General features: G+C 39.7%; 14 protein-coding genes. 10 read left to right on the top strand and 4 right to left on the bottom strand.

Annotation, left to right across the window (positions count from 1 at the left end; genetic code table 11):
- Together J7I93_RS05920 and zupT are read left to right on the top strand one after the other, a co-directional pair.
- Window positions 1-181, top strand: a 181-nt coding sequence (locus tag J7I93_RS05920) for an IS3 family transposase (protein WP_214724259.1), incomplete at its 5' end; no start/stop codon positions are given.
- Between the two features lie 339 nt (window positions 182-520).
- Window positions 521-1,330 carry a zinc transporter ZupT gene (gene zupT, locus J7I93_RS05925; protein ID WP_214724261.1) on the top strand — a complete coding sequence of 270 codons (810 nt, stop codon included), beginning with the start codon at window positions 521-523 and terminating at the stop codon, window positions 1,328-1,330.
- Window positions 1,331-1,388: 58 nt separating this feature from the next.
- Here zupT and J7I93_RS05930 read toward each other — a convergent pair whose 3' ends face one another.
- Window positions 1,389-2,264 carry a YitT family protein gene (locus J7I93_RS05930; RefSeq protein ID WP_214988800.1) on the bottom strand — a complete coding sequence of 292 codons (876 nt, stop codon included), beginning with the start codon at window positions 2,262-2,264 and terminating at the stop codon, window positions 1,389-1,391.
- Window positions 2,265-2,420: 156 nt separating this feature from the next.
- Between J7I93_RS05930 and J7I93_RS05935 the strand changes: the two genes are divergently transcribed.
- A complete protein-coding gene (locus J7I93_RS05935; RefSeq protein ID WP_214724263.1) occupies window positions 2,421-2,864 on the top strand; it encodes an NUDIX hydrolase in 444 nt (147 codons plus the stop codon).
- A 275-nt stretch (window positions 2,865-3,139) separates the two neighbouring features.
- On the opposite strand, the gene J7I93_RS05940 is transcribed toward J7I93_RS05935, so the two are convergent.
- Entirely contained in the window at window positions 3,140-4,159 is a 1,020-nt protein-coding gene (locus tag J7I93_RS05940) for a DUF3231 family protein (protein WP_214724265.1), read from the bottom strand.
- 463 nt (window positions 4,160-4,622) lie between these two features.
- Between J7I93_RS05940 and J7I93_RS05945 the strand changes: the two genes are divergently transcribed.
- The 4 genes from J7I93_RS05945 to J7I93_RS05960 all read left to right on the top strand — a co-directional run bounded on the left by J7I93_RS05945 (window position 4,623) and on the right by J7I93_RS05960 (window position 7,179).
- Window positions 4,623-5,156: a P-loop NTPase family protein gene (locus tag J7I93_RS05945; protein WP_214724267.1), complete on the top strand. Its 534-nt coding sequence runs from the start codon at window positions 4,623-4,625 to the stop codon at window positions 5,154-5,156.
- A gap of 209 nt (window positions 5,157-5,365) precedes the next feature.
- Window positions 5,366-5,779 (top strand): NUDIX hydrolase, encoded by a 414-nt coding sequence (locus tag J7I93_RS05950; protein ID WP_214724269.1) that lies wholly within the window; start codon window positions 5,366-5,368, stop codon window positions 5,777-5,779.
- Between the two features lie 495 nt (window positions 5,780-6,274).
- Window positions 6,275-6,688 carry an Rrf2 family transcriptional regulator gene (locus tag J7I93_RS05955; protein WP_214724271.1) on the top strand — a complete coding sequence of 138 codons (414 nt, stop codon included), beginning with the start codon at window positions 6,275-6,277 and terminating at the stop codon, window positions 6,686-6,688.
- Between the two features lie 158 nt (window positions 6,689-6,846).
- Complete coding sequence (locus J7I93_RS05960) at window positions 6,847-7,179, top strand: IDEAL domain-containing protein (protein WP_214724273.1); 333 nt, start codon at window positions 6,847-6,849, stop codon at window positions 7,177-7,179.
- Between the two features lie 87 nt (window positions 7,180-7,266).
- Here J7I93_RS05960 and J7I93_RS05965 read toward each other — a convergent pair whose 3' ends face one another.
- Window positions 7,267-8,043, bottom strand: a complete 777-nt coding sequence (locus tag J7I93_RS05965) for a manganese catalase family protein (RefSeq protein ID WP_214724275.1) — start codon at window positions 8,041-8,043, stop codon at window positions 7,267-7,269.
- Between the two features lie 158 nt (window positions 8,044-8,201).
- The gene (locus J7I93_RS05970; protein ID WP_214724277.1) at window positions 8,202-10,247 is read right to left on the bottom strand and encodes a molybdopterin-containing oxidoreductase family protein; all 2,046 of its coding nucleotides are present in this window, start codon (window positions 10,245-10,247) and stop codon (window positions 8,202-8,204) included.
- A 300-nt stretch (window positions 10,248-10,547) separates the two neighbouring features.
- Between J7I93_RS05970 and J7I93_RS05975 the strand changes: the two genes are divergently transcribed.
- From J7I93_RS05975 to J7I93_RS05985, 3 genes are all read left to right on the top strand, one after another.
- Window positions 10,548-11,228, top strand: coding sequence for a response regulator (locus J7I93_RS05975; RefSeq protein WP_214724279.1), 681 nt, complete (start codon window positions 10,548-10,550; stop codon window positions 11,226-11,228).
- Between the two features lie 149 nt (window positions 11,229-11,377).
- Entirely contained in the window at window positions 11,378-12,895 is a 1,518-nt protein-coding gene (locus J7I93_RS05980; RefSeq protein WP_214724281.1) for an AcpB/EbpR/MafR family transcriptional regulator, read from the top strand.
- Between the two features lie 609 nt (window positions 12,896-13,504).
- Window positions 13,505-14,566 (top strand): SDR family oxidoreductase, encoded by a 1,062-nt coding sequence (locus J7I93_RS05985; RefSeq protein WP_214724283.1) that lies wholly within the window; start codon window positions 13,505-13,507, stop codon window positions 14,564-14,566.
- The last annotated feature ends 95 nt before the right edge of the window (window positions 14,567-14,661 follow it).

Raw genomic sequence — 14,661 nt, forward strand, 5'->3', positions numbered from 1 at the left:
CATCGAATCCTTTCACTCCTCGCTAAAGTCGGAAGGACTCAAAGATCAAAAAAGATCTTCTCTATCTCATTGTAAGTTAGTAGATATCGTAAATCAATATATGTATTATTATAACGAAATACGCATTCAGGCAAAATTAAACTACCTGTCTCCTATTGAATATAGAGGACAGGCAGCATAGGTGTTTTTTCTAAGTCTCAAAACCGTGGGTCAGTCCATATCACAGCGGAGTTTTTTTGTTTGGAAATATTATTGTGCGGTAATTTGCTTTTAAAAAAAATGCACATTTATAAAAGTTAACCTTATAATATCTAAGGGAAAATATTAGAAATTAGTTGAAGATTTATACGAACAATAAACCTTTTCATTGCATTTAGTTTGCCTTGGAGATAAAATGTTTACCAAAGGAAACTTTATCGAGAATGTGCATATACTTTATAAGCAATGAATATATATTTTTTTAATGCAAAAGTTGCCCTGGAGAAACATTTTTGACAACAGTTAAAAAGGAGAGAAGAAAATGTCGCAGGAAGTATTATTTGCGTTTAGTTTAACGTTGTTTGCAGGTTTAGCGACAGGAATAGGCAGTTTAATGGCATTTTTTACTTCTAGAACAAATACAAAGTTTCTGTCTTTAGCACTTGGCTTTTCTGCAGGGGTCATGATTTATGTATCCATGATTGAAATTTTCGTAAAAGCTAAGGATGCACTTGTAGGGGCAATGGGTGTCGTGAGCGGGAATTGGGCAACAGTGGGCGGCTTTTTTGGCGGAATGCTCCTGATTGCATTAATAGATAGATTTATTCCTAAACAGGATAATCCACATGAAGTAAGAACAGTGGAAGAAATGAATGACCCTAGCAAGGTTGCTGAGCATGAGGGGCTATTAAAAATGGGTACCTTTGCAGCATTGGCGATTGGCATTCATAACTTTCCCGAAGGTATTGCGACTTTTACATCAGCACTGCAGGATCCGGGCCTTGGGATTGCCATTGCAGCCGCAATTGCCATCCACAACATTCCTGAGGGGATTGCTGTGTCGGTACCCGTTTATTATGCAACAGGAAGCAAGAAGAAAGCTTTTAAACTATCATTTTTATCCGGGCTGTCAGAACCGATTGGGGCATTGGTGGCTTATCTAATCCTAATGCCATACTTAAATGATATAATGTTTGGCGTGATTTTTGCGGCAGTTGCAGGCATCATGGTTTTCATTTCTCTTGATGAATTATTGCCGGCTGCGAAGAAATATGATGAAGCGCATACGTCCATTTACGGTCTCGTTGCCGGGATGGCCGTTATGGCACTAAGTCTGCTGCTGTTTATTTAACAAAAAAGGCAGTCCCTCATTCTAGTGAGAGACTGCCTTTTTCTTACTTATGATCTGATTAATGTGAGGGCCCTTTATCAAAATTGCTTCCGCTAACATCTGCAATATTCTCAATAGCCACTAAGGCATTTGGATCGATGTCTTCCACAATCGAACGCAATGTTGATAATTCAATTCGGGTGACAATGGTATAAATAATTTTCTTTGGCTCGCCTGTAAATACACCTTGTCCTTGAATATAGGTCATTCCACGGCCTAATTGTTTGATGAGTGCATCCGAAATTTCTTCGGGAACATCCGAAATGATTGTAACTGATTTTAATTCTTCCAAACCTTCGACGACAATATCAATCATCTTATAAGCGATGTAATAAGTGATAATCGAGTACATAGCTGTTTCCCAGCTAAAAACCAGGAAGGCAGCAAGGATGAAGATGAAGACATTGACAATCATGATAAATTGGCCGACTGATACAGGACGCTTCTTGCTGACGAGGATGGCAATAATCTCAGTCCCATCCAAAGACCCGCCGGTTCTGATTACGAGGCCGACACCTGTTCCGAGAATAACGGCTCCAATAATCGTCGCTAAAAATAAGTCATCTGTTACCGGTTCAAATTGATGCAAGTAGGCTGTACTAACAGATAACACGATAACCCCATATAAAGTATGTATGGTGAACTTGGTCCCGATTTTTCGATAGCCAATGTAAAGGAATGGCAAATTTAAAATAATCAGGAATAAACTCATGGTCATCCCGGTTAACTCAGCAGCAATGATTGAAAGGCCGATTACTCCGCCATCAAGAATGTTATTGGGAACCAGGAAAAACTCAAGCCCCGCTGCTGCAATTATGGCTCCAATCGTAATCATGATTATCTGTCTTACTTCTTTTAAAACACGTTTTTTCTTCGTCATTGCCAATGGGATCATGCCTTTCTTTTCCAAAATACTTTACTATTATAGCATTTTTCGGAAAAACCTTTAAGTTAAACCATTGCGGACAAAATTAGCACCTCCGAAAGGTAAGATGTATATCTGTGGAGAAAGTAATCAAGTGGAAAAATCAATTGAAACGAGGAAAGAAAGATGACTGCTACCTATGTGAACTGGGGAGAGGCCATAATTAAACTCACTTGGCAAGAGGCAAAAAAGCTGCCTGTGTTTAAGTTAATCACTAGCGTTCATGGTTATTGTTTTTATAAAGGGAAACTTTTGTTAGTTAACTTAAATTATCGCGGCAGGGATATTCCAGGCGGCCACCTTGAAAGTGTTGAATCCCCCGGAAAATGTTTAAAACGTGAAGCGATGGAAGAGGGCTATGTGGAAGGTGATAGTAAGCTTATGGGACATGTTATTGTTGATCATAGTGAGAACTTATTATGGAATGAAAGCAGTCCATATCCATGGTTAGGGTATCAGGTATATTACCGAATGAATGTTAAGAATATGCATGACTTTGAAGGGAAATTTGAATCTAAGGAAAGAATATTAATTGAGCCAAAAACAGTAACAGATTATTTCAAAGGGTGATATGAGGTACTGACAGAGGTGCTGGAGTGTGCTTTGCGAGAAGAATAGAATTACAATGAATGGCCGTTACATGAAGTCACTGAACTTTAACTTGCCTGAAATAACAACCGATCGCCTTATGCCGAGAAGCTCACTTTGGGGGACATTGAGGAAATGCATTGATACGCATGATCCATTCAAGTGAACAAATGTGATCCATTCAAAAATTCGGTTTCCAAAAAATAAAAAAAGAGCGATTAAGCTCTTCTTTCTTTTATCGTACGGTCCTAAACCCCTCAAGAGCTGCTTTTATTACTGGCCAGTTTTTTTCGGTCTTTCGTGCCGGGAGGCTTTTCCATCCAGTGATGTTTGATCATGATATCGGCCCCGGTTTTAGCATATTTGGCAATTTCAATAGATAAGCGTTCATAATTCATGGCCAAATCGCTTCGCTGACTGGCAGCGGCCGCAGTTGCATAATTTCCCGTTCCAGCAGCGCTAATTAAACTCATATGAAACATAACCAGCTTATCTGAGAAGGTTTGTGTAACTGAATTGCTCACACTGACATCAGGCAAACGAGGGGTAGGGATATCATTTTGCAGCAATATATCTGTAAAAATCTTAATATGCTTATTTGCTATTTCAGCCCCTCTGAGCATAAAATCTGAAACCTCTTTAGTGGGGGAGGTCTGGGCAAAACTGAGGCTTAAATTTACCCCCATCGCGTTGGTCATAACATTCATATATAAATGGGAAATCTCAATTGCGTTTAAGGGCCGTTTATTCGCCAGCGGATTTAATCCGCTTAAATAACTCTTGCTGTCTATATACTCCGTTACTTTTGGTGTTTCAATATAAGGGTGTCTCGCAAGCAGTCCTTTTGTTAGGGCGATCCTATTGGATTTGTTATAAAGAACCGATGTTTCATATAGCCCTTTTGTATAATAATCGGAGATGTCTTCCCTTGAACTCATTGACAGAAAACCGCCATAGGAAATCAGCCCCGTTCTTGCCATATGGTTCACATAGGTTAAACAGAAAATATCAGAGAATAGCCAGGGTGCACTCATATTGACGTCATTGTCTGAAAAACCATCAGGAAGGGCAAGTTTGTCCTGTTTATAGAACTTCACCAGTTTCTTCAAATGTCCGGATGCCAAATCATATGCATATTGGACCACGCCTTTTATTTCCTTATCTTCCAGATGCTTAAGCATGAATCCTAAAACGCATTTTGCCATGCTGTCATTCATATAAGATGTCCATAGGCAAGCGATTTCAGCTGCCGTTAAACGTGTCTTGTTCTGGTGCATTGCTAAAGCCTCCTGAAAAAGCGGTTGGGTTGTATAAATTATATATTTTTCCTTATGTTGGGTTATTATTCCTATATGTAAGGTGTTTTTTATGAAACTGAATAAATTAAAACCAGTGTGCTTGGGATCCTATACGTTAATAAAGCCTGGCTCAGTGAACATGAAATTTTATCCGCTTATAAAAAAGGCTATCCGGACATAAATAATGGCTATTTGAACATAAATTTTTCTACCCCATTTAATTATCCTTCACATAATAAAGACCTATAGATATAGACAATTATGAATCCTTTTTTTCGTGATTTTTTGTAAACGGTTATAGCAGAGGCTTAAATTAAGCTAATACCGTATATTTAAAGAATTATGGCAAGGAGCAACATCTCAAGATGAGTTAATTAAAATTGCAGGTTCCATGGAGGTATATTTTAGGGTAAATAGTTTTTCGAAAGCGGGCTGATTATTTTTGAAGAGGATAATGGTAATTGGAATCTCGGCAGGGGCAGGGAAATCCACGTTTGCAAGGCAAATCGGAGAAGTATTAGGAATAGAGGTTATTCATTTGGACTCTCTATTTTGGAAGCCAGGCTGGGTTGAGAGCGAACTAGAAGAATTTTCGGCAGTACAGAGGGAAATTGTCAAAAAGCAACAGTGGATCATGGAAGGCAATTACAGCAATACCTTTAATATCAGGGCGGAGAGGTGCGATACGGTTATATACCTTGAGCTTCCATTATGCATCTGCCTGTACCGGGTTTTGAAAAGGTGGATAACCAACATTGGCAGAACCCGGCCGGACATGGCAGAGGGGTGCCAGGAAAAAATGGACTGGCCATTTATTAAATTCATCATTACAACTTATGGATCCCGCAAGAAAAAGATGGAAGAACGGCTAATGAAATTTCAGGCTGCAGGAAAAAAGATCATTGTGTTGAAGAGTAAAGAGGAGATTGAACTTTTTGTAAAAGGCTTGAAAGGCAAGGTAAATAGGGTTTGTTAGTTGGAAGCTTGAAAATCTGTTAAGGACGGTAAGAGTAATGATGCAAAGTAAGCCAACTGTGGTTTATAAATTAAAAAAGTTGCACACAAAATTTCTAAAGTGGTCCATAAGAAAGGAAAGCGGCGCATAACTGCCAAACCAAACAGCGGAAAACTTTATCCCATAAAACGATCAAAATATAAGATGTTTATGAAAGCAGGTTGATAAAAATGAACCCGCCAAAACATATTGTGTCAGCAACTGCCATTGTCTTAAATGACAATAATGAAATTTTGCTGATCAAAGGTCCGCGAAGAGGATGGGAAATGCCAGGCGGACAGGTTGAAGAGGGAGAGTCTCTTAAAACTGCAGCAATCAGAGAGACGAAGGAAGAGTCAGGGATCGAAATAGAAATTATGAAATTCTGCGGTGTTTTCCAAAATGTCAGTGATTGCATATGCAATACTTTATTTCTGGGAAAACCCGTTGGAGGCAAATTGACAACCAGTTCAGAGAGCCTGGAAGTAGGTTTCTTTTCCATTGAGGAAGCCTTGAAAATGGTTACATGGAACAATTTCAGGCAAAGGATTGAGTATTGCCTGAATGATGAGTATCAGCCTTTTTATGTTGATTTTAATAAATGATATCACTTAATCTATGAGCGGTTTTGAGTAGTGCATTATTAATACCGTGTATATGCGTCATCTTAATCAGTTTTATCAATTGGCTGTATTCGCAAAGTTTGTTGCTTACAAACTAGTTTTAATTACTGAGTTGATTGGAGTGGAAGGCACTTGATCCTCGTAAATGCTGCCGCATTTCCTTCGTGCGGTGTCTATTCGAAGGAGTTTATTCAATGTCCTGCGGGAAGAGAGGGAGCGGGAAACGCCGAGGAGCTCTGTTCCTCCCCGCGGCAGCTTGAGTGACTGGAGCGGAAATCAACGGGCAAGCTTTATAGTCCAAAAACAACAATCTATACGAATAGAGCCTTTCGATTTAAAAATTTATTGGTGATTGTGTAATACGCTTCGCGAGCATAGCGGCTGCCCATTGCCACCTGGGCGGTACAATGCTTGACATCCTATACTGTAACGTTTATTATTACAGTTAGATAATTGCTTATCATTTAGGAGGCGGACATGAACAGTGAATTCACACTTGCCATTCATAGTTTAACCCTGCTTGCGCTGCAGCCGGATCGGATGTCAACAAGCGATGCCATAGCCGAGAGTGCAGGTGTTCACCCTGTTCGCATTCGTAAAGTGTTAAGTCTGTTAAAAAAACATGGATTTATTAAGTCAAAAGAAGGTAATGGCGGCGGATTTATTTTTGCGCTTGACTTAGATAAAGTTAATCTTTGGGATCTTTATAAAATTACTTCTGAAGGTACACTCCAGCCTAAATGTCCGGAATCGAATGAACAGTGTATTGTGGGAGCGAATATGCAGAGAGTTCTATTTGCCATTTTTTTAGGTGCTGAAGAACATATGGGAGAGTATTTAAAGACCTTTACCATAAAAGAAATTATCGACCTTATCAATCAGGAACAATAAAGCGGTAATGGTGACTCCATACCGCATGATTTTTTCTTATTTAAATGTAATAAAAAAAGTTACAGTTTGACCTATCGGTGTAAATCACTTAATTTGGGGTATGGTTTAGAATACAGTTAAAATTAATGGAACTAAAATAATATAAGAAGGTGAAACAAATGCAGGCTAATAATAATTCAATATTAAAAGTAGGGGATTGGATTAAGGGAAAAACACAAAAAGGTGAATTGATTCTAGGTTATATTGAAACTCTTGATATAATGAAAGGTATAGTACAAGTAAAAGTAGTGACAAGTGATAATCAAGAAACGATTGGAAAAACCATACAAATGTTAAGCAGGAGAGTTAAGCGATTACCTGAGTCTAAAGTGGCCAACAAGGAACAAATTCACTTTCTAATAGACTTGGCACTTTCAACAGGGGATGAAGAATGGTTCATTGAGCTTTCTTCCAAATTAAATTCAATGAAGGAGCTAGTTAAGGGAGTATAATAGACATATAGATTCCTGTGATAAGGTTGAAAACCCTCATTTGGAAAATTAAAAATCCCTCTTCGTAGTCAGAGGGATTTTTTTCTATTATTTTTTCTTCGCAATTGGACCTTCAAACACTTCGGAGTTTTTGGCAAACTTAAATTCAGTCATAGCTTGGCCGCCGGTAGATAGATTCGGATAAAAGTTCACATGGTTCCCAGTGTTTTCAGCCTTTTTATTTTCCATACCTTTAGCACGTTCGATTGCTTCTTCGAAAAGGGTTGCATGAGCTGCTTCCCGGTCGATTAAGAATTGGAACATTTCTCTTGCACCTGGGTCTGCTACGTGGCGATACAGTTCTTCATAAACTTTTTTAGCGCGAAGCTCGGCTGCCAGGTCCGATTGAAGGTTGGCAACAAGGTCACCGACATTATTAATGAAATTTCCGGTAAACGGAGTGCCTGATGAATCCACAAAATCAAGGCCATGGCCGTCAAGGATTGTGCTTTTTAGCACCGTTGAATTTTGATGGATCATATGATTGACATAGCCTTTTGCGTCAGAAAGGAGGTTTCCTTCTCCTGCCATTTTCCGCTCGTCACTGCCCAGTTCATCCATCATCTGTTCTTTATCCGGGCCACCCATAAGCTGTGTAATACATGCCCCTACCATCTCAAGATGGGAAATTTCCTCTGTAGAGATATCCATCAAAAGATCACGAATAGCTGGATCAGGAGTGCTAAAGCTCTGTGCAAAATATTGAAGGCAAGCCTTTAATTCTCCATTAGCTCCTCCAAATTGCTCTAGCACTGCAGCCGCATAAGCCGGATTTGGTTCTTTCACATCAACGGGAAACAATAGCTCTTTTTTGTGGATATACATATTCAACCTCCAAATATTAGATTTACATACTAATCATTCCCATTAGTCTTTTACATAAACATAAATTTTGTTAAATTAGTAGAATGGTAAAGGAAAAAAGTAAAAATCCCCTGCAGTTAATCTGCAGGGGTTAATGCGATTCTCTTATATACTTTGCTCTACAATTTGCCCTTTTCTACGTTAACTCTTCCGGAAAAAAACACAGCTCCCCCGCCCATATCAGAAAGCCGGTCAGGGGTCAGGGAGTTGACAAGCTGATTGGTGCCAGGAGCTTCTGCCCAAAGGCCTTGTGAAACTACCACACCAGGCAGGACGTTTTCACCTACAGCTGCTTTCATCTCACAGTCTCCACGAACATTCCATACTCGCACCATATCCCCATCTTTGATACCTGCCGTTTCTGCATCTTTTACATTCATATGAAGGCGAGGCTCCTTTTCCAGCTGAACATGCTTTTCATTGTTGGAGAAAGTAGAGTTTAAGAAATTATGGTTCGGTGCCGGGACAAATAAGAAAGGAAAGCTGCCTTTTTCCTCCAAAGGAATATAAGTTGGCAGAGGCGGGAAACCATCATCCTTCATTCTCTGAGAATATAATTCTATTTTCCCGCTTGGTGTTGGAAGCTTGCCAGGGAAAAGCGGTTTTACCTTCGCTTTTATGAATTGGTTTTCCTTTAAAGATTCCATATTTATCTCTTCTATAAAAGGATTAGCAAGAAAGTTAAGCGCCTGTTGAATCATTTCCTCTTCTGTTTCCTGAAAAACAGATTCATCAAAGTTCATCCCATCAGCAAGTAGACGGAAGACCTCCACATTGGATTTAGACTCCCCATAAGCATCCATCACTGGCTGCTGGATTTGCAGGTAATGATGCCAGTATGAGGTATAAAGATCCGTATTTTCATAGGAAGAAGTAGCGGGCAGTACAATATCAGCAAATTTAGCGGTTTCTGTTAAAAATAAATCATGGACTACAAGAAACAAGTCTTCCCGCTGAAATCCTTTACGTACTTTATTGCCATCCGGCGCTACAACTGCCGGGTTCGTACCATACACAAACATAGACTTAACCGGCTCTTCCAATTCCAGCAGGGCTTGACCAAGCTGATTCATATTAATCATCCGTGTATTTTTATTTTTCAAAAGGTCAGGACGCTGCAAGGCTGCAGTGTTGATAGCAAGGTAACCCGAGTTTCCTTTAATGGCCCCGCCGCCTTTAATAAGCCACTGGCCAGTTAGGGCAGGAAGGCAGGAAATGGTGCGGATGCACATTCCGCCATTATCATGATGCTGCGGCCCATTGCCAATCCGGATAAAAGAGGGAGACGTACTTCCATACATACGAGCCAGCTTGTAAATGTCCTCAATTGGAACTCCAGTAATGCCTGAAACGGTTGCTGGATCGTATTGGACTACATGATCGCGCAGCTCTTCATGTCCGACTGTGTATTCATGCAGAAAATGTTCATTAACCATGTTTTCGGAAAAAAGGATATGCATAATCCCCAGCGCAAGTGCGGCATCTGTACCAGGGGTGATCGGAATAAACCAATCGGCCATTCTGCCAGTCTGATTTTTATGCACATCAATCACAACGATCTTAGCACCCTTTTTTCGCGCCTTTTGTGCCAGCACAACCTGGTGCATGTTGGTGCTGACGGCATTGATGCCCCAGAAAATGATCAGCTGTGAATGGTTGGTGTCTTCAGGATCGATGCCAAAGCTGCCTCCCATTGTATAACTGTATCCGACAGTACCCGCAGACTGGCAGATGGTCCTATCCAATCGCGAGGCACCGAGTTTATGAAAGAATCGGCGGTCCATTCCTTCGGCGCTGAGTCTGCCCATATTTCCATAGAAGCTGTATGGCAGGATACTTTCCGGTCCATCTCTTTTTATTAGATCTTTCCAGCGTGAAGTAATGGTGTCTATGGCTTCTTTCCAGCTGATACGCACAAACCGGCCTTCGCCTTTGCTGCCAACCCGCTTTAAGGGATATTGCAGCCGCTTCTCATCATATAACCGTGCAGGCATGTTCCGCACTTTATTGCAGATATTGCCTTTTGTAACCGGATGATTGGGATCTCCTTCAATCTTTACGATTTTTCCGTCTTTTTTATGGATTAGTAGTCCGCATTGATCCGGGCAATCCAATGAGCAAACGGAAGGAAATACACCATTCGAAATATCCTTGTAAGAGCTCATGCCAAACAAAACTCCCTCCCTGATCTTATTAAACTGATAATATCACAAAAAACGGATTAATTAATCTAGTTAAATGTTATAGACACTTCCCACTTACTCCCAGTGAATTTCTATGTTGAAACAGAAAAGCTCACATTTGAAACATAGAGAGCGAATCTTTTTTGTAAAATAGGATTGTTCAGGAACAATTTAACCATGAATCATCACATAAGCGCTGGATGGGTTATTTGAAATTGCCAACTTATCTATATGAAGTAAGAATAGGTGTTATGAATACATTGAGTAGGAGTGCAAAGCTAAATGACTACTAGAATTGCTATTATAGACGATCATAAACTTTTCAGAGAGGGAGTAAAAAGGATCCTTGAGCTTGAAGAGAATTTTGAAGTAGTAGCAGAGGGTGATAATGGCCGGGATGCACTTATGATAGAAAAGACCTATAAGCCTGATGTTTTTATTATGGATATCGACATGCCTTATATGAATGGGATTAAAGCAACCAGCAAACTGATTGAAAAAAAAACTAATAGCAAAATTATTATTTTATCCATTCATGACGATGAGAACTATGTGACCAGTGTGCTCCAGCTTGGTGCGAAGGGTTATTTGTTAAAAGATATGGGGGCAAAGGCACTAATCGAAGCAGTTGAAGCTGTTGCGGATGACAAGTGTTATTTGGACCCAAGGGTTACTCAGAATATTATTGAAGAATATCGTAAACTTGCCTCATCCAATCTTAGCAGTGCTGCAGCTTCAGGGTCAAGAGTGGAGCGTCCGCTGCACTTGTTAACACGGCGGGAATGCGAAGTCCTTCAGCTGCTTGCAGATGGCAAAAGCAATATTGGCATCAGCAAAGCTCTATTCATTAGCGATAAAACCGTTAAAAACCATGTGAGCAGCATTCTGAGAAAAATTAGAGTGAACGACCGGACGCAAGCAGTTCTATTGGCCATCAAAAGAGGCTGGGTCAGTATAAACTAGTCATGGTTAAGGCTATGATTTTGAGTACATCTATAAAGGCATGTTCTTGTGAGCATGTCTTTTTTTGCGGGCATGAAAGCTTGGCAAATAGAGACAGTTGTATAGGATACTTTTTAAGGTAAAGAGAAAGAATAAAGGAGAAACCTTATATGATAGGTGATAAAATGAATCGGTTTTACAAACGTTATTCAGATATAATTTTTTACTTGCTTAGTGAAAATAAATGGAATAGTTTAGCACAATTAGCAGACAAAACGGGGTTTTCCAAAAGCACCATTTGGCGTGACCTTGAATTTCTGGAAACGATCTTGCCTGATGATTGGAAGCTTGAAAAGCATGAAACCTTCGGGATTCGGCTGTCTAAGCCTGAAAGCGGAACGCTAGAAAGCATATTGGGGCATATAAGAGAAAAGAATTCCTATTTTCATACTTTGAAATTAATCCTTTTAAATGACGGCGTGGATATTTCGCAAATTTCGCAGGAGGTCCATATTAGCCGTTCCACTGCATACCGCCATATTGAAAAGCTTCAGGATGTCCTGCAAGAGGCGGAGTTAACGTTGACTGCCAGCCCGTTTAAACTAGTGGGTGATGAAAAAAATATTAGGCGATTTATTATTCAATATTTGGATTTGATGGCCTTTAAAACAGAGGATGCCATTAGTTCGGTCAATTTTGAAGAATTTCAAACCGCATTGCTTAAGCAGCTATCAAACTATTCCATGTCATTGCGGACCGGGGCACTGCTGCGACTTAAGATGATTATCTATATTTCTAATTTGCGCGTTTCAATGGGGTATTTTGTTTCATTTTCTAAATCCACTTTAGCAGCTTATGAGGAAAGTAAGTTTTTTTTAATTTCTAAAGACTTGGTGCATTTTATGGCCAAAAGTCCATCTCGTGAGATACAGCTGCAAGAAATACTCTTTTTTGCTATCTATCTTATGAGTGAGGAAAGACCGATTAACAGGTCTCAGCATCTCCGATATCTCCGCGGGAGAAAAATAGGAGAGCGAGAGCACCCGTTTGCCATTTTCCTGGATAGTCTTTCAACTTATGTTGGGTTTAATCTTACGGAGGATGATATTTTTTTATTTCATATTTATCAAACGTTGAAGAGAATTTCGCTTGAAAATGAATTTAAAACAGAAACCATTCGCAATTCAATGCTTCAATACCTGCCTTATTATGAGTCCAATACCATTTTCCAAACGATAGAGGAGCGCGCAATAAAAGCTTTTTCAAAGGTTCCTCTTATCATAAAGAAACTGGATGTACTCGAGATTTTTACACTCCTTCAGGCTGCGATTTTACGAAAAAAAAATCAGCACACGATACAAGTTGCTTTAGTGTGCCGAACATATTATGAAAAAGATTATATTCGAGAAATTCTTAAGTATCAGCATGGAAATCACCTGGCAATTTCAACTCTGGATGCTTCAAGCATGGATCTGATCTCTAAGTACGAAGAGTTTGATTTGATCATTTCTACAGATTATCATGATTCAACCAATCTAATTGGGTACATCCCTACCATAAAAGTCTCTACTTTTCCAACTCCATCAGAATTAATGGAAATTAATGAATTTATTCAGGATCACTTTTTTGAACAAATTGGCCTTGATAAAGAAATGGTCTATCCTTTTGAGAAGAGAGGAGATTCTTAGTAACATTGTGATTGAAAGGTGATTTATACCATATGACTGAATGGTATTCTGCTAAAGGAAAATGCAGCTTTGCCTTTTCAGGGAGTTTGTACAGGATGGTTCTGAAAACAGTCTTAAGTTTCAATTGTACTTATCCGGGAGCAGCATTTTCTAGATGATTCATACTGAAAGAATAATGGGGCTGGCGGCAGCATACTGTTATCAATTTTTCACTCCCTAATAGTAGTATGTTTTTATTAGGCTCTTTTCGTATAAATTGTTGTTTTTGCTTAAGAACTCTACCCGTTGATTTCCGCTGCAGGCACTCGCTTTCCACGGGGCTACCGGGAGCCTCCTCGACGCTCTGCGTCTGTGGGGTCTCCCTTGGAACGCTACTCCCGTAGGAGTCTCGCGCCTTCCGCTCCAATCAACTCAGTGATTAAAATTGGTTTGAAAGCAACAAACTTTGCGAAAACAGCGTTTTATTAAAATAAAATGTTTGATTTCCAATCATATTAATGTTTTCCTGTACAGCCTGAGGGGTAGTGAAAGGTATTTCCATTGCTTTTAGCTGAAATTCCCGCTAAAGTTTTAAACAAGATGGTTGGTAGGAAAGGTTGAGATTCTTCATTGAAAATATTGATTACTGGTGCAAATGGTTTTCTGGGAAAAAAGCTTTCGTTAAGGCTTTTGGATCAGGGACATGAACTATATTTATTAGTAAGAAATAGAAATCGATTGAACGCTTTTATGGATAAAGAAGGAGAGGGCTACTCCAGGCAGATTCATATTTTAGAAGGTGATGTTACAGAAAAGAATCTCGGTTTAAACATGGAGCTCGTGAAATCTTTAACTGGTGAGATCGATGCAATCTATCATGGTGCTGCATTGCTGTCATTTGATGAAAAAGACCGGGATAGAACTTATCAAGTGAATGTTGAAGGAACAAAGAATGTGTTGGAGTTTTCATTGGAAATTAGCTGTTGTAAAGTATTCTATATAAGTACTGCATATACGGTCGGACAAGAAACGTCAGGATCAGAAACGCTTTATTCTATGGATAGAAGCTTTGTGAATCCATATGAAGCATCAAAGTGCGAGGCAGAGCATTTGGTTTACGGTTACAGTAATAAACTTGAAACAGTCATTCTCCGGCCCGGCATTATTATTGGTGATTCAAAAACTGGAGAAGCAGACACCAATTTTGGCCTGTATGGATTTTTAAAAGGAGTTAAGATTTTAAAAAAGCGGGCAGACCGGAGACAGGGAGACAAGAAATGCAGGATTTTTTTAGATCCGGAAGTAGCTCAGAATTTTGTGCCTGTCGATTATGTTATTGAAGTGCTGGAAGCAGCCTTGTTCCATAGCAGGAATCGTGATATTTTTAACATCACAAATCCTAACCCGCCGCGGCAGTCAGAGATTTTATCGATTGTGAAAGAGATCCTGGATTTCCCGCAATTACAGATGCATTCACTATCATCAAGCGATGATATGTCTAATGAAGAAAAAGCCTTTTATGATTCAATGAGCATTTTCCATAGCTATTTTCAGCGTACAATTGATTTTCCAACAGGTCATACAGAAAGAATGCTCACATCTGCAGGGCTTCCTTTGCTGAATATGGATAGGGAAGTGTTAAAAAGGATTATAGAAGGGTTTTTAACGGATAAGGCGAGGGTTCCCTCGTGATAAATAGAAAAGACCGCGGATAATAATCCACGGTCTTTTTCATGTGCGCCCGGCATGGGTGCAGTCTATAGGGTGAAAGTCCCGAGCCATGAAGG

The organism is Bacillus sp. ISL-47, assembly GCF_018613175.1.
GTDB lineage: Bacteria > Bacillota > Bacilli > Bacillales > Cytobacillaceae > Cytobacillus.